Origin of the sequence: Flavobacterium movens (assembly GCF_039581425.1) — a bacterium.
Classification (GTDB): Bacteria; Bacteroidota; Bacteroidia; order Flavobacteriales; family Flavobacteriaceae; genus Flavobacterium; species Flavobacterium luteolum.
Window position 1 is genome coordinate 16,465 of sequence record NZ_JBCPXY010000013.1, and the last position, 21,389, is coordinate 37,853.

Consider the following 21,389-nt stretch of genomic DNA (forward strand, 5'->3'; position numbering starts at 1 on the left):
AAGACTTTTTAGAAAGACAGATAGGATATTACTTTGCAATTGCTTTTTGTAATGCCGGACTCATAATCATCATAATTTGAAATAGGGTCAGCATGATTGGCATGACTACCTTTTGTTGAAATACAACAGATTTGTTAAAGGCATAATGCATTTTAGAATCCTTTAAATCTGGATTTTTTTCAACCATTTTAGTAATCGATTTCATTATATCTTTGTTCATAAAATGCATTATGATTGGAGATAAACTAAAAAAGATTAATAAAAAAAAGCAAAACAGATTCATCATTTCTTTAATGTAAAGATATTTATGGATTAGAATTAAAGGAATAAAGCTTCCTGCAAAGTATAATATTTGCTTTCTGTTACCAATAAAACTTACATTCAAAAACTTATAAATAGTATAATTTAATGAAATAAAATATGTTAAATATAAAATTTTAAGAACGAAGCCCATTTCTTACTTCTCCAAATTCTCTAATTCCTCTTTCCTTGTTTTCTTTTTCTCGAAAGTCAAAACTAGCGAAGGCAAAACAACCAAATTAGCAAACATTGCGAAAACCAAAGTACAAGAAATTAATCCTCCTAAAGCAATTGTTCCGCTGAAACTTGATAAAGTAAAAGTTGCAAAACCTAAGATCAAAACTATAGAAGTGTAGAATGTACTTACTCCAGTTTCTCTTAAAGCGCTGAAAACAGATTTTTTTACTTTTCCTTTGTTTTGAGTCAATTCATCTTTGTATTTCGCCATGAACTGAATGGCATTATCAACCGAGATTCCGAAAGCGATACTGAATACCAAAATCGTCGAAGGTTTTAACGGAATTCCAAAATAACCCATTAATCCCGAAGTGATGCAAAGCGGTAAAATATTCGTAATCAAAGAAGCTGCTACCATTTTGAACGAACGGAATAAATACAGCATTAAGATTGCAATTGTCAAAATCGCGAACAATAATGATTCGATTAAGTTATGTGCCAAATAAGTTGTTCCTTTCTGGAAAACCAATGCTTTTCCTGTAATCGTAACTTCGTAACGGTCTTTCGGGAAAATTTCGTCAATTTTTTTGCGAAGTTTTCCTTCTACTTTTGCCATTTCATCTGTTCCAATATCTTTCATGAAAGTAGTGATTCTTGCGTATTGACCAGTCGAATCAACATATGCTTTCATTAAGTTTTCTTTACTGTTTTTGGTTGCATTTTTAGCATAACCCAAAATAAAAGTCTGTTCCTGAGAAGTTGGCAATTGGTAATATTCCGGGTTTCCGTTGTAGAAAGCCTGTTTTGCATATTTAACCAAGTTTACAACAGAAACTGGTTTTGCCAATTCTGGAATTTCAGAAATGGTATTTTGCAATTCGTCCATTTTACGAATTGTCGATGGCTTCATAACACCTTTTTTCTTTTTGGTGTCAATCATAATTTCAAGTGGCATTACACCGTTGAACTCTTTTTCGTAAAATAAAATATCCTTAAAGAAAGAAGCGCTTTTCGGCATTTCGCCAATCAAACTTCCTGAAACTTTCATTTGTCTAACTCCATTCAAACTCACAAGAAACAGAACAGCGTAAATGCAATAAACAATTGTCTTTTTGCCTTTAACGATAGTTGTAACTGTATTTAAAAGTGTCGAAATGTAAGTTTTGTCTAAGTGATATAAATGTTTTTCTTTTGGCAATGGCATAAAACTGTAAATAATTGGCACGATAAAAAGTGTCAAAGTATAAACAGAAATCACGTTGATAGAAGTTACCAATCCAAACTCAAAAAGCAGTTCGTTTCCTGTAATCATCAAAGTTGCAAAACCAATTGCAGCCGTTAAGTTGGTCATAAAAGTTGAATGCCCAATTTTTGAAATCACACGCTGTAAAGCTTTTGCTTGATTGTTGTGTATTTTTATTTCCTGCTGATATTTGTTGATCAGGAAAATACAGTTTGTAATTCCGATTACGATAATCAGCGGCGGAATAATTGCTGTTAAAATCGTGATTTTATAACCAAATAATCCAAGCGTTCCAAACGACCAAGTTACTCCGACAATTAAAATACAGATTGAAATAAACGTAGCTCTGAACGAACGGAAGAAGAAAAAGAAAATCAAAGAAACGGTCAATAAAGACGCTCCAATAAATAATCCAATTTCGCCTTTCATGTTGTCCGCATTAATCGTTCTGATGTATGGCATTCCAGAAACTTTAAGATCGATTCCGGTTGTTTTTTCAAATTTATCGATTTTAGGCACTAAATCATTTAAGATAAAAGTCTTTCTTTCTGCCGTATTTACCAATGCTTTGTTCATGTAAATTGCAGATCGAACGCTTCCGCTTTCTTTGTTAAACAGCAATCCTTCGTAAAAAGGAAGATTGTGAAACAAATCATATTGGACGCTTTTTAAATAATTGGCGTCAAGTACTTTGCTTTCATCAATAAACGGCGCTAGAACAAACTTTTGGTTTACCGTATCTTTTTCAAGTTTCTTTAAATCATTCAAAGAAATTACCAAATCAACTTCTTTGGCTTTTTTCAAACCGTTCATCAATTCGGTCCAAGCTGCATAATTTTTTGGTGTAAAGAATTTAGGATCTTTAAAACCAATAACAATTAAGTTTCCTTCTTCGCCAAATTTGTCTAAGAATTTTTGATAATCTTTATTTGCAACATGATCTTTCGGAAGCAGGTTTGCTTCGGTATAAGTCATAGAAAGATTCTTCCACTGATAACCAAAAAAAATAGTTAAAGCAGAAAGTATAACCAGAATCGTAATTCGGTTTTTAAGTATGATTCGGGCAAGTTTTTCCCAAAATCCAACTTGGACAGTGTTTTTCATAAAATCTTTAAAAATGGATGCAAATGTAGTGAAAAGTGCTCGAAATCATAAATATTCCATTCTATTTTACTTAACGTTAACACAAATTTGAAAGTATCATTATTGTGATAATCTGTCCGTTTTTACTTCTAAACCATTAGGTTTTCTCATATTTGCATATAATTTCTATTTCGAGAAGATTTGAATCGGATAGTTTTTCTAATGAAAAAGGTCCCACAATGCCTTAACAGATTGGAGCAGATTCAGTAATTTTATTCTTGAATTTGTCATAAATATAAAAGAAGCAAATGCAGCAAAACAATACAACAACTTTTATTTTTCTAGCAATTCTATTGCTTTTGATTGTCATTATTTGTTTTATGGTTTATCAATTGATGCAGGCCAAAAAAGCAAAAGAAGATGCCGAAAAAAGTTTTTATGCATTGGAAGTAAAGGTGAACGATTTACAATTGGAAAATTTAGAATCGAAACTGAATCCGCATTTGTTTAAGAATATCCTGAATTCGATTCAATCGCATGCGTATCAGACTTATTTTGCTCTGGATAAACTGGCCAATGTTTTGGATTATATTTTGTACGAAAGCAAAAAGAAGTTTGTAACGGCCAAAGAGGAAATTGATTTTGCTTTGAATTTAATCGAAATCAATAAAATTAAAATCAGTCCGCTTTTTGAACTTAAGGTTAAAACCAACATTAATGAGGAAGATAAATTGTACGATCAGCCTTTACTGGCGCCTTTAATTTCGATTGATTTAATTGAAAATGCATTTAAACACGCCGATCTTCAAAGTGCAGATGCTTTTATTTCGGTAGTTTTTGAATTTAAAAACAATGCTTTTTTTATGACGGTTTCCAATAAAATCTCCGATAAAAAAGTACTGAAAAAAGAACGAAGCGGTTTTGGCCATGCGACTCTAGAACACCGCCTTCGCATTATTTATAAGAATAATTTCAAACTCGATAAGTTTGTAGAAAATGATGTCTACATTGCTCATCTAAAAATAGATTTACTTGAATACAAAACTGAAATGCTTGCTTCTGGACGATGAGATTCCAGGATTGACTTATTTGAAAATGCTTTGCGAGCAAATTCCAGAATTGGAAATTGTAAAAACATTTAATAATCCGCAAAAACTATTATCTGATATTCCAGAACTGGATTTTGATCTTTTGATTTCTGATATCGAAATGCCAGGAATGGACGGTCTTCATTTGGCTGAACTGCTAGATCATAAATTGGTCATTTTTTGTACCGCGTATAAAGAATATGCAGCCGATGCTTTTAATATTGATGCTGTAGATTATATCACAAAACCTGTGAAATTAGAACGGCTTCAAAAAGCAGTTTCGAAAGCGCTGGAACGTTTCGATAAATCAGATAATTCAAAAAAGTTTATTCAGCTTAATACCGACAAAGGAAAAACGCTGCTGTATTTTAATAAAATTCAATATATAAAAACCGCTTTGAGCGATAGCCGAGACAAAACGGTTCTGCTTGCTGATGGAAGTTTTCTGAATTTGAAAAATGTGAAATTCGATACGCTTTTAAATGAATTGCCAGATGCCGATTTCTGCCGAATCAATAAAAAAGAAATTGTAGCTGTAAAAGCCATCAAATTCTTTAATCATAATGAAATTGTGCTTCATCATTTGGAAGAAAACAATAAAAATACAGCCTTAATTTTAAGCGAAACCTATCGTTCTGATTTTTTGAAAAAAGTAAAATTATAACTTATTACAAAGTTTTTCCGACTTGTTACATACATTGAAAATTAGCAGGAAATTTGCTTTTTCACTTAAAACTCAGTTCTGATATTTGCTGCAATAAATTTAAAGAACGAGTTATGAATAAGATTAAGAACTCTCTATTCTACGTAACAATTATTGGTGGTTTTACCGCCCTAATATATTGGGTAATTTCAAAAGGCGTCTCATTAGAAGCTGGGCGTCATATTGTAAAGAAAAGTGTCGAAAGTAACCATTGGAAAGATTTTCTTCATTCCATGGTCGATAATTTGCAGCATCCTTTGGCCATTTTATTGGCACAGATCATTACGATAATTCTTGTAGCACGTTTATTTGGCTGGTTTTTTAGAAAAATTGGACAACCTTCTGTAATTGGCGAAATGATTGCCGGAATTGTTTTAGGCCCTTCTTTGGTCGGAATGTATTTTCCGGAGTTTTCGGCAGCTTTATTTCCAAAAGAGTCTTTAGGAAATCTACAGTTTTTAAGCCAAATCGGTTTAATTCTTTTCATGTTTGTTATCGGAATGGAATTGGATCTGAAAGTCTTGAAAAATAAAGCACACGATGCTGTTGTTATCAGTCACGCTAGTATTGTTATTCCGTTTGCTTTAGGATTGTCATTGGCCTATTTTATATATGAAACTTTTGCGCCTCAGGGAGTTGAATTTTCATCTTTCGGATTGTTTATGGGTATCGCGATGAGTATTACAGCTTTTCCTGTTTTGGCTAGAATAGTCCAAGAACGTGGCATGCAGAAAACCAAATTAGGAACCATTGCGATCACTTGTGCGGCGGCAGACGATATTACAGCTTGGTGTATTTTGGCAGTTGTTATTGCAATTGTAAAAGCAGGTTCGCTTTCAAGTTCATTATATGTAATCGGAATGGCAATTTTGTATGTGATCATCATGCTAAAAATTGTTCGTCCGTTCTTAAAAAGAGTAGGAGATTTAAATGCAACGCGCGAAAGTTTAAATAAACCAGTTGTTGCCATTTTCTTTATTACACTTTTAATTTCTGCTTATGCTTCAGAATTAATCGGAATCCATGCTTTGTTTGGTGCTTTCTTGGCTGGAGCAATTATGCCAGAAAACAATAAATTCAGAAACATATTTATTGAGAAAGTAGAAGATGTTTCGATTATTGTTTTATTGCCTTTGTTTTTTGTGTTTACAGGTTTGCGTACGCAAATTGGATTATTGAACGATCCTGAATTATGGAAAATTACAGGTTTAATTATTTTGGTTGCTGTAGTTGGTAAATTCTTCGGAAGTGCTTTGGCGGCAAAATTCATGGGACAAAATTGGAAAGACAGTTTAGCAATTGGTGCCTTGATGAATACAAGAGGTTTAATGGAACTGGTAGTTTTAAATATCGGTTACGATCTTGGCGTGTTGTCTGCAGAAATTTTTACCATGATGGTAATTATGGCGTTGCTTACTACTTTTATGACTGGTCCAGCATTAGATCTTATCGAATTTATTTTTAAAGATAAAGTTACTGCCGTTCCAGAAGAAATTGGAACTAAGAGTAAATATAAAATTCTGCTTTCATTTGCTACTCCAGAAAGAGGTAAAAAATTACTTCAGATTGCTAACAGTTTGGTGAAAAAACAAGGAGATAATTCTGTTGTAGCCGCGATGCATGTGTCTTTAAGTACCGAAGTGCATTCTTTTGATGTTAAAGAACACGAACGCAAAATGTTGGTTCCGATTATCGAAGAATCAAATCGTCTGAATCAGAATGTGGTGAGTTTGTTTAAAGTTTCTAATGATATTGATTCAGATATTATTGATACGGCAAATCAAGGCGAATATGATTTATTGCTGGTTGGTTTAGGACAGTCTATTTTTGACGGAACTTTACTTGGGAAGATCCTTGGCTTTACTACTCGAATTGTAAATCCAGATCGTTTGATTGATAAGTTTACAGGAAAAGAAGGATTGTTTGAAAATTCTCCTTTTGATGAAAGAACACGTCATATTATTGCAAAGTCTAAAATGCCAGTCGGAATTTTTATTGACAAAGACCTGGAAGAAGTCAATCAGGTTCTGATGCCTGTTTTTAGTAAAGAAGATGCCTTTTTGATTGAATATGCCAAAAAATTAATCAATAATAATGGCTCTCAAATTACAGTTTTAGATGCTGGTGGAGAAGTGAAAAATACTAGAGAAATTCAAGAAACCATTCGTTCCATTGAACAGATTGCCCCAAATCATATCATGATTATGAATGACAGAACCTTGAAAAAAGAGTTTTTAGAAAGCCAAGATTTGATGATTATCAGTCTTGAAAGCTGGAAAAAACTAATAGAATCTCAAAGTATTTGGTTAAATAATTCTCCATCAGTTTTGATTTTGAAGCCGTAAACTTTTGAAATTTCAAAATTTTAAAATCCCAAATTCCAATTTTACTTATTGGGGTTTGGGATTTTTTTTAGCCACGAATTCACGAATTTTAATGAATTTCTTTACGTGGTACCTGTCGATAAATTGCACAAACTTGAGCAGATTACTAGCGGAAATTCGTGAAATTCATCGGTAAAATTTTCGCAAAGTTTACGTACATAAATTTGTGAATTCGTGGCGAAAAAAAGAATTTAAAAATTAAAGCCCAAGATCAAGAACATAAGAAATCTTAACCGCGATATTGTCTTCAAATCTCATTAACTGATTTGGACCATATCTATAAAATCCGCCTAAACCAAAGCCTTTAAAAATTTTGTTCAATTCGATTCCTGATTCAAAATAACCTTTATCCAAAGTTTTGTAAGCTGGGCCAACATGCTGTTCTGGTTTTTCCATACTTCCCCAAGCCATTCTCGTAACTAAAACTAGAGATGGTCTTACTTTTCTCAAAATTGTAAGTCGGTCAAAACCATGTTTAATTTGAAACATTAGATATTGGCTTGAAAAGAATTCATTAAAATACATGGTTTCAAAAGCATTTCGTCCTGCAAAAGTGATACGCTGAACAACAGTTTCTTTAGTTAAGTTATTCGGAGCAGTGTTGTACAAATGCGTTATAGGAACATCTCCCATTGCCAAACCAGCTTGTAAAAGCAAACCTGTTTTCTGACGGTTTAAGTATTGTTTTTCGTATTCGGCTTTAAAATCTATTTTGCTAAAAGTAAAATCATTTTCAAAAACATTTGGCAAAGATTGAGTATATTGAAAAGTAAACCTCGGAAATTTTTTATCGCTTTCGTTTCTTCCCGTCGGAGTTTGCATATAATTACTAAAAGGTGCCCAGACAATAGAAAGCATTGCTGTGGTCATAATATAATTAGAATACAGTTTTCCGTTTAGGTTATACAGATAGTCAAATTTTGGTTCAATATAATTTCGCGAAAGTTCTAAAACAGCCTCTGTTTTCGGAATAAATTTGGTTTGAACATTTGCGCGCCATCCCACATATTCGTAAAAAGTACTAATGTTGATTGGACGCGGATCGTAAATTTTAAAAACGCGTTTATCAACGCTAAAAACGGTACTTGCTATCTCTCGAACATCGTCAGCATAATAACCATTAAGCCAAGTGTTGGTGTGTTTGTCTAACAAAACGCCACCACCGACGCTGTATTTAAAAACACCATCTTTCGTTCCGTAAGCACCATAGCCTTCAACACGGAAATATTTAGACAAACGGTCATTTGTAATCCCACCTATACCAAGACGAAAACCTTCATAATTGTTGTAGCTTATAATCTTTTTTAAATCTAAATCGACTGGGCCAATTGGGTAAAAACCGTTAATGATTTTTCGTCCAATCCCTAAACGTTTTTCAATTCTATTTCGAACAGAAAGGCTGTCGAGTAATAGGTAGGTTTTCTGGCTTTTTAAGTCGAGATTCTCTTTTCGGTATGCTTCCCAGAAGCTTTCTGGCTTTTTGGCCGCATCGTCTTTTATTTCGATGTAAAGTGAAGGGTTTTTTATTGGAGCGTCGGTATTCACGCGAATATCAAAACTATTACTTTCTGAAAGCAGATAGGTAAAATCGGAAGCCACTTTTTTTCTGCGTTCTAAATTTTCTTCAACATCTCCGTCAAATTGAATCGTACCGCCTAAAATTCGAATATCGTCATCATTTTTTCCTTTTACGATTTTAAAAGTGGTATTGCTCTGAAACCAGATTTTCTCTTTCGGAATATATTCAAATTCATGAATGCCGCTAATGTCTAAAACGCCTTTAACACGCATTACCGCTTTCGCGACAGCGTAATTTTCTTTATCAATATATAAAACCCCTTCTAGTCCTGAAGCTCTGTGTTTTGATTTGTTTTTGAAATAAATCATGTATGTATCGCGGCCGCGAATACTTACAGTGTCTAGCAGTTTGTAGTTGTAACTTGAAGTAGCATTTTTCGAAATCGGATTTTCATATTTGGTCTCAAATAATTCATATTTCGAATCGTAAATTGAAATAGATTGAAGGTTGAAAGCAAGAACTTCATAAATAGGCTGTTTGAAACCAGCAATTTTTGTTCCTAGAACGGTTTCTTTCAATTTGTTATTTCCGAATTGATATTGAGAAACTTTCTCCGTCTGAAACAAATGCTGCTTGCTTACAATTTCTTTAAACTTATAATCGGAAGAATCGATATTGATGATTTTTTTATTTAAATCTTTGTACGCCGCCGAAGTATCAATACGGCCGTCAATAGAATCTGGATTTGCCGTTACAATAAGTTTGTTGTAGGTTTTGTATTCAAAATTATTGAGCTTTTTCTGAGGATCGTTTGTAGCTTTATTGGCAATAACTTTTTTTATTATCGTTAGAGCCGGGTTTTCATTAGAAACAACAACTTCTTTTAAATCATCGGTTTGTTGCAAAAGTGAGATTGAATAAAAAGTTTTGCTGTTGATTAAAGCAATGGTTTTTGACTTAAAACCTATATAAGAAACAGTAAGTGATGTGGCTGAGTTACTAATTTTGAAAATAAACTTACCGTCAACATCTGTAATTGTGTTATTGTTTTCTGAAGTGGTAATGGTGGCAAACGGAAGTGGTTTGTTGTTTGAATCGGTTACGATTCCGTTTATTTGAATTTGCGCCTGAAGGGTAAGCGTAAAAAACAAAGTCAAAAAACAAAATAGCTTCATACAGAATGATATAGTTTCAAAAACGAAAAGAATTGAATTTTCGTATGCAAAAATAGCAATAAAAAAATCCGTCTGGTACAATAAACCAAACGGATTTTTATTTTATAACCAAATCTTACTTATACTTTCATGATTTCGGCTTCTTTTGCAGCCAATAACTCATCAATTTTTTTAATGTAAGCGTTTGTTAAGTTCTGAACTTCTTCTTCTGCTGATTTACAGATGTCTTCTGAAGTTCCTTCTTTTTCTAATTTTTTGATATCAGTATTAGCATCTTTACGAGAATTACGAATACCAATTTTAGCATCTTCAGCTTCAGATTTTGCTTGTTTAGCTAAATCACGACGACGCTCCTCTGTTAATGGTGGTACGCTAATGATTACCATATCTCCATTATTCATTGGGTTGAAACCAATGTTAGCGATTAAGATTGCTTTTTCAATTGCTTGCAGCATATTTTTTTCAAATGGCTGTAATGTAATTGTTCTAGCATCTGGAACACTAATTTTAGATACTTGAGAAAGCGGAGTTGCAGATCCGTAATAATCTACAAAAACACCTCCAAGCATAGCTGGAGAAGCTTTTCCTGCACGAATATTAAGAAATTCTTTCTCTAAGTGTGCAATAGTACCATTCATTGATTCCTCAGTACTTTCTAAAATAAAGTCTATTTCTTCAGTCATTTTTTCTTTAGTTTTCAGTTTTCATTCTCAGTTTTCAGTTAAAGTCTTGCGCGACTGTAAAACTGTTACTGATGACTATATATTTACTACAGTTCCGATATTTTCGCCTTCGCAGATTTTCAAAAGGTTTCCGATTTTATTCATATCAAAAACAACGATTGGCAATTTATTTTCTTGGCTTAAGGTAAATGCAGTAGTGTCCATTACATTTAATCCTTTTTTAAGTACGTCGTCAAATGAGATAAAATCAAATTTTACAGCAGAAGCATTTTTTTCTGGATCAGAGTCATAAACACCATCAACGCGAGTTCCTTTTAAGATAACATCAGCATTAATTTCAATACCTCTTAAAACTGCAGCAGTATCAGTTGTAAAATATGGATTTCCAGTTCCAGCTCCAAAAATTACAATTCTGCCTTTTTCAAGGTGGCGGTCAGCTCTTCTTTTAATGTATGGTTCAGCAATAGATTCCATTTTCAAAGCGGTCTGCAGACGCGTTTTCATTCCTTTATCTTCAAGAGCGCCCTGCAAAGCCATTCCGTTAATTACAGTTGCAAGCATTCCCATATAATCTCCTTGCACTCTGTCCATTCCTGAGCTTGCTCCGGCAACGCCTCTAAAAATATTTCCTCCTCCAATAACAATAGCAATTTCTACTCCTTTGTCGTGAATCTGCTTGATTTCATCTGCATATTCGCCTAATCTTTTCGGGTCAATACCGTATTGTAAATCACCCATTAAGGCCTCGCCGCTAAGTTTAAGAAGAATTCTTTTATATTTCATGTGTGTGTTGCGTTAATTTGTGCAAATATAGACATATTCTGATTTTTAAAAATAATGTTTGCAAAAAATTAATTCACGGTGCAATTTTAAGTATACAAAGGTTTCACAGTTATTTAATTTGAAATGTGACAAATGTCATTTTCTCCGTCTTCCTAAAATTTGTATTTTTATTGTATCCTAAAAATGAAACAAATATGAAAAGCATCGTAGCCAAAGCATTATTCAATAGTCATTCTTATGCTGAATACAGAAAAATAGTTACCGATTTATTGATTGAAGGAAAATCAACAGGAAACGAACAATCTGAAAGTTTGACCAATTACACCAAATTGAACGAAGCCAGAATGAACAGGCTGGAAAAAACGATAACAGTTTCTGATGCTATTTCTGAAAAACTTCAAAACTTAGACAATCACTATATCTGGTTAGTGCTTTCTGAAGGTTGGTGTGGAGATGCAGCTCAAATTCTTCCTATCTTAAATAAAATGGCTTTGGTTTCTCATAAAAAGATCGATCTGAGAATTGCATTTCGTGATGAAAACGATGATTTGATGAGTCACTATCTTACCAATGGCGGAAGGGCAATTCCAAAAGTGATTATTATTTGTAAAGAAGCTGGAATTGTACGAGCCGATTGGGGACCAAGACCAAAAGGAGCAACTGAATTAATGGCAAAGCATAAAAGAGAAGTTGGTGCTATTGACGAAAAAATAAAAACGGATCTGCAATTATGGTATTTGGCAGACAAAGGAATTTCGACACAAGAAGAATTAGTCGAAATTATGGAGAATATTAAATATAATCGTTTGTAGATTTTGCTTAATGTGTTGATAAACAACTGAATTGGTTGATAAAATTATCTTAAAGTATTTTCATACTGCTTTAAATTTTGTAACTTAGTAAAACTAATCCCACATCTATTATAGCTTTCAGATTTACTCTTTTTATTGGTGTTTTATTTAATGTTCAACAATTAAAAAGTACACTATTATGAAAAAGTTATTCGAAAGATTTTATGATTTCTTTTCTAAATTTTTATTTGGAGGGAAGAATGTGCCTCACTATTAAACTGAGATAAGTATGAAATAACTTTACTTATTTTTAGGAGCATGGCACATTACTTTCAAAATATGTAATGTGCTTTTTTTATATCAAATATTTAGTCTGCTTCTGATGATGAGTAGTAAAAGAAATCCTGAAGAGTTATTCCAAAAGAAATCATGCCAATACTTTTTTGATTGTGAAGTGGAAAATCATAATCACAGATTTCTGCAAAAAGAATAAAATCGTCTGAGCCAATTCCGAGTTTTATTTTTTTGTATTCTCCATTCAAATTGCCACGTCCTATGGCAAACCCTTTTCCGTAACCAACCTGTAGCATAATTCGCGTTTCTGGTCCCACTTTTGGACTTAAACCAAGATTTAAAAACACAGGAACAGCAACAAGTTTATCATCCCATTTCCAGTCAATACCACTGTGAATACCGAATGTTAGCCATTTTTTATAATGAACTCCATACCCAAGTTTTGAGCCTAAACCATTTGGGACTAGAAAAGCATTTGAGGATGTTGATTCTGAGTCGTAATAATCGTTTGTGTTATTAGGGTTTCCTGTTATAGAAACAGCAAAATCAAATTGTGCGTATGTGAATTTAGTTGCCTGACTATGTATAAATGAATTAAAAAAGGTAATAAACGCAATAGTCAGTAAAATTCTCTTCATACAAGGTTTTTATTTTTTTAGGAGTTCTTCTTCAAACAAAGTAATATCAATCGCATTTTTCACATCGTAATCACCAATTTTAGTTCGGCGCAAAACAGTTAAATGTGATCCAGAATTCATAGCTTTCCCAAAATCGTAAGCTAAAGAACGAATGTACGTTCCTTTAGAACAAACTACTCTAAAATCAACTTCTGGTAATGCAATTCTTGTAATTTCAAATTCGTGAATAGTAGTTTTTCTGCTTGCAATTTCAATAGATTCTCCTGCACGAGCATGCTCATATAAACGAACACCATCTTTTTTAATTGCAGAAAAAATTGGTGGTTTTTGGTCGATTTCGCCCAAAAATTGTTTTACCGTTTCATGAATCAAAGCTTCGTCAATATGTTCTGTTGAAAAAGTCTGATCGATTTCGGTTTCTAAATCATACGATGGAGTAGTGGCTCCAATATAAAAAGTTCCCGTATATTCTTTTGCCTGACCTTGAAGTTCTGAAATTCTTTTGGTGAATTTTCCTGTGCAGATCAATAAAAGCCCCGTTGCCAAAGGATCTAAAGTTCCTGCGTGGCCAATTTTAAATTTTTTCGGAAGTCCGACTTTGTTAATTAAAAGATACTTTAATTTATTGACAGCTTGAAATGAACTCCATTTTAAAGGTTTGTCTATCAATAAAACCTGTCCTTCTAAATATTCTTCGGGAGTCATTATATGATGGTAAGCGGATGAATAAAAAAGTGAATCAATAATAAAATGATTCCGGCAATGATTCGGTAATAACCAAAAACTTTGAATCCGTTTTTAGTCAAAAATCCGATAAAAGTTTTAATTGCCAATAATGCTACAGCAAAAGCAACAATATTCCCAATAACCAACATGTTTACTTGGTCGTGAGATAATTCAAAACCAGCTTTGTAATAATCATAGCATTTTTTTGCAGTTGCTCCCAACATTGTTGGAACGGCTAAGAAAAATGAAAACTCTGCGGCTGTAGTTCTTGATAATTTTTGAGACATTCCTCCAACGATACTGGCTCCGCTTCGAGAAACTCCAGGAATCATAGCGATACATTGAAATAATCCAATTTTGAACGCTTGCAAATAGCTGATTTCTTGAGAAGTTTCAGAAGTATTTGGATTGTTAAACCATTCGTCTACTTTTAATAAAATAATACCTCCAATTAAAAGCGAAATAGCAACGGTAACTGGATTTTCTAATAAACCATCAATGAAATCGCTTAATAATAAGCCTAAAACTACCGCTGGAATAAAAGCAACAAGAAGTTTAAAGTAAAAATCAAAAGTTTGAAAGAAACGTTTGAAATATAAAATTACAACCGAAAGTATCGCGCCAAGCTGAATTACAATGGTGAAAAGTTTAGTGAAATCGTCATGAGCGATTCCAAAAAAAGAAGAGGCAATAATCATGTGTCCTGTAGAAGAAACAGGCAAAAACTCTGTAATTCCTTCAATAATGGCAAGAACAATAGCTTGTAGTGTATTCATTTAATTTAGATTATTAGATTTTAGACAGCTTAGACTTCTTAGATTTAAAAAGATTAATTTAATAATCTAAAGATCTAAGAAGTCTAAGCTGTCTGAGAAAGTCTATTTAGATTTTTTGAAAATAGAATAAATCGTGATTCCAAAACCGATTAAAACAGTTGTCGGTGCTAAACGAATACGTCTAAAGTTAAAAATTTCTTCGTTAAAAACATTTGGATCTTTACTTCCTCCACCAGACATTAAGATAAATCCGAGTGCAATTACAGCAATACCAATCAATAAAATCTTATAATTGATGCTGTCAAAAAGGAATTCCTGTTTTTGAACTTGTTGTTCTTCTTTATTATTGTTTTTCATATTTGTCTTTTGTTAAACCAGCAAAGCTGAGTTTGTTTATTTGTAGCCTGAGCAAAAGCGAAGGCATTGTAATCTAAAATTTAAAGTCTGCAATCTAAAATCAGAAATTAATAAAGATCGTCAGTTCTTAAATTCAAGAAACGCTGTGTTGCAAAATGTGTGCTTACCCAAGTAATTAGGACTCCTAATCCGAAAACAGCCACTAAAACCAAACCAGTTAAAGCTTTATCTTCTAGAATTCCTAAACCAGGGAAATTAGTGTCTACATATAATAAAAGCGCGATTAAAGCAATAATGGCTAAACCAGCGCCAAGCATTCCAAGTTTTACACTTCGCATTACAAATGGTTTACGGATAAACGCTTTTGTAGCTCCAACCATTTGCATAGTTTTGATTATAAAACGATTTGAATGTATAGATAAACGCAATGAACTATTGATTAATAAAACTGCAATTACTGTCAAGAAACCGCTGATGATCAAAATCCACATACTTACTTTTCTGATGTTGTCATTTACAAGATTTACCAATTGTTTGTCGTAAACAATATCTGAAATCATAGCATTTTTACGAAAGTTGCTTTCAATCTTAACGATGCTGTCTCTTTCTACATAATCTGCTTTTAAGTGAATATCATATGAATTCAATAACGGATTTTCTCCTAAAAAGGTTAAGAAATCTTCTCCGATAATATCAGTATGTTCTTTTGCTGCTTTTTCTTTCGATACATAAACAAAAGATTTAGCAAAAGGCGCTCTTTTAAGTTCGGTGTTAAATGCTTTGATAATACTATCATTCGCTTCATTTTTGAAGAAAACGGTCATGGCGATTTTTTCTTTAAAATCATCTGCCAACTGTTTCGAATTAATAATGAATAATCCTAGTACACCCAAAAGGAATAATACCAAGAATACACTTAAAACTACCGAAAAATAAGAGGAAATTAACCTGCGCTTTTGAAATTTATCAAAGTTAGAACTCATAGTTTGCTTAAATTATGTGGTAAAAATAATAAAGAATTTCTTTATTTAAAGTTAATAACAAACTTTTATACTTAAAAGTACGATTTAAATCTTGAATAAAAGTTTTTATTTAACCGCAAAGTACGCAAAGCTTTTCGCAAGGTTCGCAAATAAAAAGTATAGCCACAGATTAAAAAGATTAAAAAGATTTTTTATAATCTGTGTAAATCCTTTTAATCTGTGGCAAAAAAACTTAGAACCTTAGCATCTTAGTACCTCAGAACCTTTACTTAACCTTATAAACTTCAATACTTTTTAGCCAATAAACATGACGTGGCCCAGTCTTAATATCATTTTTGCAAATCGCGATCATCTCTCCGTTTTTAACTGGTTTTCCATTTTCTTCAAAAAGGATATAGGCATTTTCTCCCGTTGGATTATTGAAAAGCTCTGCCCATGAAAAAGTGGCTTTATAATCGTCTGAAGCTCTAGCTACAATATAGAAGTTTCGGTCCTTATGCCCATTTTGTTTGATTTTGGCTTTTTCTAAAATATCTTTCAAAAGAACACCTTTACACACTTTATTGTCTTTTTTTACTTCACCGCTTTGGCACACTACTTTAAAATCATCAAGCGTAACGACTTTCATCTTTTTTAAGGAATCGACAGTTAAGTTTAAAGGAAATTCGACATCGCCTTTTACTTCTATCGAATGATTAACCATTTTCAAACTGTCTTCTGGAGTTAAGACAGGATGTTTGTCATTGTCTGTTTTTGCGGTTTGTTCTGTAGTAGCGGTTTCTTGTTTATCTTTTTTAGAAGAATTGCACATGGCGCATGAAAATGCAATCAGTAAAACGAGAATATAATTTTGTGTTTTCATATAAAATATAATTTTTGAATTAGTTAAAATTGAAAAAACGAAGGGTCACAAAAAAATTACGTCCTTCTTCTGGGTAACCTTCTACAAGACTATAATTTCTATCAAATATATTGTTAACTCCGGCATCTAGACTAAAGTTTTTAGAGATTTTTCCGGAACCATATAAATTCAAAAGAGTATAATCTGGAACTCTAGCGCCATAACTTGTGCTGAAACGTGGCGAATTGAATTCGGCATTGGCAATGAATCGAAGTATTTTAATCGGGCTATATTCTAAAGTTCCCATTACTTTCGTGTTAGGAACATCTGTAAAATGAATATTTGGGTTCGTTATATTTTTTCTTTCGATATAAGTGTAATTCAAATTCAAAGAAAGGTTTTCTAAGACAGTATAATTCAACTGAGCTTCAACTCCTTTATAATCGGCTTCACCAAAATTCTGCATTTGAGATTTTCCTGGTTCAACATTATTGACACTCAATATTGCGTCTGAAAGCGAACTATAGAAAAGTGCTGTTTGAAAAGTGATTTTTTCGAAAAGATTGGCCGTATAATTCAATTCGTAATTGATTGCTTTTTCAGGTTTTAAATCTGGATTCGGAATCGCTGTTCCCATTCTATAAGAATATCGATCCTTGATAGTGGCAAATCTGGTTTTTTGTGAAACGGTTGCTCCTAGTTTTTGCTGATTGTTTAATTGATAGAAAAATCCAACTTGTGCATTAAAAGCATCACTTGCTCCCGCATCTGGAAAATCTGAAATTACTTTTGTAGTGCTATTATAATCTTCGGCTTCATTGTTTTTTCGAATGTTGTAACTAATACCTGGAATTACGGTAAATTTTGAACTGACTTTATAAATATCTTCAATTCCAATTAAAATCGTGTTGTCTATAAAATGACGAACGGGTTCGCCAAGATTGTTCTCACGGTGAACATCTTCTTTAAAATGAAAAGCAATTTTTAAATCATTTTTAGGAATTATTTTGGTGTTGTATTCTAAGTTTCCTCCGAAGGTATAATCGTTGTAAATACTTTCAAAAGCATAAGGTTTTGTTTGAGTCGAATAAGTGGCATCGTCGTAACTATCTAACGTATTTTTAAATCGGTCAAAATACAATCTAGTTTTGAAACTATTTTTATCATCAAAAGCAGAATTAGAAATAAAATAAAAACTTTCTTTATCCCAATTGGGCCATTGCCAGTAACGAGGTTTTAGCAAAAGCGAATTTTGTGTGTCGTAACCCGTATAAACAGGATTTCCTTTTTCGCCCTGCTGATTGATGTACCCAATTGCATATTCGCTTTTGTCAGTTGGAGTCCATCCAACTTTAAAACTAATTTTTTGATCTGTTCGATATGAATTGTCTCTTTGTCCACCATTTTCATTGGCGGTTGGAATAAAATTAGAAGACATTCTGTAGGAGTTTCTATCCAAATAAGAGAAACCTCCTTGAATATAGAATTTTCCTAAGTTCGAACCAATATTTACATTTCCTCTGTAGCCGTTCTCGTTAATCATTCCTAAAGAACCATCGTATTCCAATTTTTTAGAAGGCTTTCTCGAAATCAGATTTATTGCGCCTCCAAGCGAATTTGGCCCATAAAGTACAGATGAAAATCCTTTTGAAACATCAACAGCTGCTAAATCGAAAGTGGTAAATCTAGCCAAATCAACATAACCATCATACGGAACATAAACTGGAATTCCGTCCATATAAACAGGAACTTGCCTCAAATCAAAGCCACGAACAGAAACCATAGATTCGTTTCTTGGTCCAGAAGCAGTTAAACTAACTCCAGGCAGCATATTTAAAGCTTTTGAAACCTCCATTTTATTTTGAGATTCCATTGCTTTTGAAGTTATTCGATTTAAAGTGTCTTTGTTTTGATGATTGGTAATGGTAACTTCTCCAAGATTAAAGACGTTTGAAATTTTGAGAGAATCCGTGGTTTTCGAATTGTTTTGCTGTGAAAATCCGATGAACGGAAATAGCAGAAAGACTAATAATTTTGGTTTCATAAAAATAGTTTTTTCAGTATGTTTTAAAATGAATACTGCTGGTTGAAAATAGATTTTTTGGTTAATTGCTTTTTTAAATTTTATTGGTTTCCCAAACTAATGACAAATAATATAATCCGCCAATTGATGGTCCGCCGAGAATTGAAGTATAAGGTTTGTTCAGAATATTTGTTCCTCCTAATTTTGCCGAAATACCTTTTTTGAAAGCATAATTTACTTGTGCATCCATTGTCCAATATGCAGGAACGTTTCCGCTGACCAAAAAAGAAACATAATCAAAGTTGTTTTGATAGCGTGCCGTAACGCTTGCGCCAAGACTTTTCCAGATATTTTGAGCAATCAATGTTCCGTTTACGTTAAATTCTGGAGTGTTAAAACCGTCTTCCAAGCCATCTTTATCATCAGTCCTGTCCAATTTTGTATAAGTAAGATTTGTTAAAGCGCTGAAAGTATTGTCAAAACGATATTTCAAACCTAAACTTCCTCCATAATTGTAAATTTTACTTTTAGAATTGGTCCAAAGCCTGTAGCGATTTTGAGTGTTTTTAGAATATAAAGCAGTCGGAATCATATTTGAATCTGTCGTGTTGGGAATACTCGCTTCAACTTGCGCTATGAAGTTTTTATAAGAGTTGTAATAGAAATCGGCATCTATAAAAAGATTTCTGTTTAAAGCGATTCCTCTAAAACCAACTTCAAAGGATTTTACAAATTCAGGTTCTAAATAGGTATACGGATTTTTCTGAATCGTATTTTTATTTTTTTCGATGGCTTGCGCTTGAGTTAAACCATTTGTATTGACATCGGTATTGACCTGCGCTTGAAATTTATCAATTGAAGCTTTGGTATACGAATTTTCGAAAATTCCGTCAGACATAATACGCAATCCGCCAACACGTTTTACACCACCTGAATTTACATTCGAAAATCCTTCAAAAATACTCGGAAAACGATAACCGTTTTGGTAAGAAGCTCTAAAATTGATGGTTTCTTTTGGAGAATAAACTGCTGTGAACTGAGGCGTAAATTTCGCATCAAAATAATCTGCTTTATCCATTCTGACAGTTGCACCCAATCTTAATTTATCTGAGAAAAAATCTTTTGTCACTTGTGTGAAAGCGCCAGTTTTTTGATACGTCAGATTTTCGTCAGCATGAACTGGATTGATGAAATAATTTCCATCGGGAACAATAATATAATTTCTGTAATCGACACCGCTTAAAAGTTTCGCATCAATTTTTTCGAAAAAAGAAACAAAAGCTTTGTCCCAATTAATCAATCCTTCGCCATGAACCAAAGTTGATTTTACACGCAAAGCGGCACCAATATCCCAATTGTTGATATCAATTAATTCTTTTTTCTTTTGCTCGTAAGCTTCTGTTCCTGGTAAAAAACGACCTGCATCAGATTGTGTTCGGGCAATTCTGTGTGCGTCGGCAACGCTTGCTCCGCCAGCGACAGCATTTTTATAAGCAGTGCTGTAATCGGCAAACCATTTATCATCCGATTTATAAGCGCGATCCATATTTTCTGCCAACGAACGCATGTTGTATGAGTCGCCAGTATTTTCGGTTGTAGCATAAGCTTTTACCTGAAAAATAGGAGTATGATAATCGGCAGAAAATTGATTTAAAGTATAATTATCTAATCGAAATCTATTTGAACGTTGATAAATCGTATTGATTAAGGCTGTTTTGTAAGTCACAGAAAGTTCGTGATTTTTCTTAGGTCGGAAATACAATCCAAAATCGGCTTTGTAATTTTTGATTTCGTAGTCAGAAATATCTGTTTCGCGATAACCTGTTCTGGCAACAACATAATTTTTGCCATTTAAATTTAAAGTTTTTCGATTTGCCGATTCGTTTCCGTAACCGTTTACTTCGTCATAAGCGGGATTATCTGCGCCAAACAAACCTGTTGAAGCATTTGCATTTGGAGCCAAATCGGTTCTGTCATCTGCAACCCAGTCTGTTCCGCCTGTAGTTGATGCATTGATTTTAAACGCCCATTTTTCATTGAAAGCTTTAGCTAATCTCAAATTAAACTGCGAATATACTTTCGGTGAAAATCGATCTATATTCCCGACATGATTTACTCCGGTTAATTGCTGTATAGAGATTCCCTGATATTCAAAAGGATTTTTGGTCTGAATATTAGCTAAACCGTTAATGGCATTCATTCCGTACAAAGCGGCGGCTGTTCCTGGAATAATTTCGATTTTATCAATATCGAGATCATTTGCACCCAAGGCGTTTGCAATTGGAGCGCCCAAATGTGGCGCCTGATTATCAATTCCGTCTACCAATTGCGCAAATCTTACATTGGTAGAGTTGGCAAAACCTCTCGTATTTATAACTTTAAAACCCAAACTTGGCGTAATAATCTGAACGCCTTTTACATTTTCTAGTGCTTCATAAATACTCGGCGATCCCATAACTTTGGCTTCCGCCGATTTTAACTGTTCAATACTTATAGGTGAATGCATTAATTTTTCAGAACGACGAGAAGCTGTAATGACAATCTCATTCAGTTCTTCTTTTTTTATGCTATCTCGGGTTTTCGAATTTTGTATTTGAGAAAAACTTTTCAGGCTTATAAAAACAAAGAATAAATATAGTTTTTGGTTCATGGTTTTTTGGCTGTTAAATTCAGTATGTTTTAAAATGAATACTGATGATTAAAAAAATATGGTTTTGGTTTTTTTAAACACATAGAGACATAGATTTTATTTTTCTAATTAAAGATTGTAAAAAGAAACCAGTTTCTAAAACATAGATTTGCTATGTGTATTGAAATTAAGT

Annotated in this window: 17 protein-coding genes; 4 read left to right on the forward strand and 13 right to left on the reverse strand. The window is 33.2% G+C overall.

The window, feature by feature from the left end:
* Nucleotides 1-28 precede the first annotated feature (28 nt).
* Nucleotides 29-220 (reverse strand): hypothetical protein, encoded by a 192-nt coding sequence (locus AAYQ05_RS19750; RefSeq protein ID WP_343545017.1) that lies wholly within the window; start codon nt 218-220, stop codon nt 29-31.
* A 237-nt stretch (nt 221-457) separates the two neighbouring features.
* The gene (locus AAYQ05_RS19755) at nt 458-2,824 is read right to left on the reverse strand and encodes an efflux RND transporter permease subunit (protein ID WP_343545018.1); all 2,367 of its coding nucleotides are present in this window, start codon (nt 2,822-2,824) and stop codon (nt 458-460) included.
* 287 nt (nt 2,825-3,111) lie between these two features.
* Here AAYQ05_RS19755 and AAYQ05_RS19760 point away from each other — a divergent pair, with 287 nt between their 5' ends.
* The 3 genes from AAYQ05_RS19760 to AAYQ05_RS19770 all read left to right on the forward strand — a co-directional run bounded on the left by AAYQ05_RS19760 (nt 3,112) and on the right by AAYQ05_RS19770 (nt 6,939).
* A complete protein-coding gene (locus AAYQ05_RS19760; protein ID WP_177211866.1) occupies nt 3,112-3,873 on the forward strand; it encodes a sensor histidine kinase in 762 nt (253 codons plus the stop codon).
* Nucleotides 3,836-4,555, forward strand: coding sequence for a LytR/AlgR family response regulator transcription factor (locus AAYQ05_RS19765; RefSeq protein ID WP_177211867.1), 720 nt, complete (start codon nt 3,836-3,838; stop codon nt 4,553-4,555). The genes AAYQ05_RS19760 and AAYQ05_RS19765 overlap by 38 nt, the downstream gene beginning before the upstream one ends.
* Before the next feature lie 113 nt (nt 4,556-4,668).
* A complete protein-coding gene (locus AAYQ05_RS19770) occupies nt 4,669-6,939 on the forward strand; it encodes a cation:proton antiporter (protein ID WP_343545019.1) in 2,271 nt (756 codons plus the stop codon).
* A gap of 237 nt (nt 6,940-7,176) precedes the next feature.
* Here the strand turns inward: AAYQ05_RS19770 and AAYQ05_RS19775 are convergent, their stop codons facing one another.
* The 3 genes from AAYQ05_RS19775 to pyrH form a co-directional block, all read right to left on the reverse strand.
* Nucleotides 7,177-9,672: a DUF5686 family protein gene (locus tag AAYQ05_RS19775; protein ID WP_343545020.1), complete on the reverse strand. Its 2,496-nt coding sequence runs from the start codon at nt 9,670-9,672 to the stop codon at nt 7,177-7,179.
* Nucleotides 9,673-9,791: 119 nt separating this feature from the next.
* Nucleotides 9,792-10,355: a ribosome recycling factor gene (gene frr / locus AAYQ05_RS19780; RefSeq protein ID WP_111425131.1), complete on the reverse strand. Its 564-nt coding sequence runs from the start codon at nt 10,353-10,355 to the stop codon at nt 9,792-9,794.
* A gap of 75 nt (nt 10,356-10,430) precedes the next feature.
* Nucleotides 10,431-11,138, reverse strand: a complete 708-nt coding sequence (gene pyrH / locus AAYQ05_RS19785) for a UMP kinase (protein WP_111425130.1) — start codon at nt 11,136-11,138, stop codon at nt 10,431-10,433.
* 194 nt (nt 11,139-11,332) lie between these two features.
* On the opposite strand from pyrH, the gene AAYQ05_RS19790 reads away from it, so the two are divergent.
* Nucleotides 11,333-11,950 (forward strand): thioredoxin family protein, encoded by a 618-nt coding sequence (locus AAYQ05_RS19790; protein WP_343545021.1) that lies wholly within the window; start codon nt 11,333-11,335, stop codon nt 11,948-11,950.
* Nucleotides 11,951-12,297: 347 nt separating this feature from the next.
* On the opposite strand, the gene AAYQ05_RS19795 is transcribed toward AAYQ05_RS19790, so the two are convergent.
* The 8 genes from AAYQ05_RS19795 to AAYQ05_RS19830 form a co-directional block, all read right to left on the reverse strand.
* Nucleotides 12,298-12,861: a hypothetical protein gene (locus tag AAYQ05_RS19795; protein WP_343545022.1), complete on the reverse strand. Its 564-nt coding sequence runs from the start codon at nt 12,859-12,861 to the stop codon at nt 12,298-12,300.
* A 9-nt stretch (nt 12,862-12,870) separates the two neighbouring features.
* On the reverse strand, nt 12,871-13,566 hold the full coding sequence (gene truB / locus AAYQ05_RS19800; protein ID WP_343545023.1) for a tRNA pseudouridine(55) synthase TruB: 696 nt from the start codon (nt 13,564-13,566) through the stop codon (nt 12,871-12,873).
* Nucleotides 13,566-14,363 carry an undecaprenyl-diphosphate phosphatase gene (locus AAYQ05_RS19805; RefSeq protein WP_343545024.1) on the reverse strand — a complete coding sequence of 266 codons (798 nt, stop codon included), beginning with the start codon at nt 14,361-14,363 and terminating at the stop codon, nt 13,566-13,568. Before AAYQ05_RS19805 ends, truB begins: the two co-directional genes overlap by 1 nt.
* 102 nt (nt 14,364-14,465) lie before the next feature.
* A complete protein-coding gene (locus AAYQ05_RS19810) occupies nt 14,466-14,720 on the reverse strand; it encodes a DUF3098 domain-containing protein (RefSeq protein WP_343545025.1) in 255 nt (84 codons plus the stop codon).
* Between the two features lie 107 nt (nt 14,721-14,827).
* Nucleotides 14,828-15,703 (reverse strand): cell division protein FtsX, encoded by an 876-nt coding sequence (locus tag AAYQ05_RS19815; protein WP_177211875.1) that lies wholly within the window; start codon nt 15,701-15,703, stop codon nt 14,828-14,830.
* 265 nt (nt 15,704-15,968) lie between these two features.
* The gene (locus AAYQ05_RS19820; protein WP_343545026.1) at nt 15,969-16,565 is read right to left on the reverse strand and encodes a molybdopterin-dependent oxidoreductase; all 597 of its coding nucleotides are present in this window, start codon (nt 16,563-16,565) and stop codon (nt 15,969-15,971) included.
* Between the two features lie 19 nt (nt 16,566-16,584).
* Nucleotides 16,585-18,588 carry a TonB-dependent receptor plug domain-containing protein gene (locus tag AAYQ05_RS19825; RefSeq protein WP_343545027.1) on the reverse strand — a complete coding sequence of 668 codons (2,004 nt, stop codon included), beginning with the start codon at nt 18,586-18,588 and terminating at the stop codon, nt 16,585-16,587.
* A 73-nt stretch (nt 18,589-18,661) separates the two neighbouring features.
* Nucleotides 18,662-21,217 carry a TonB-dependent receptor gene (locus AAYQ05_RS19830; RefSeq protein WP_343545028.1) on the reverse strand — a complete coding sequence of 852 codons (2,556 nt, stop codon included), beginning with the start codon at nt 21,215-21,217 and terminating at the stop codon, nt 18,662-18,664.
* Between the last annotated feature and the right edge of the window lie 172 nt (nt 21,218-21,389).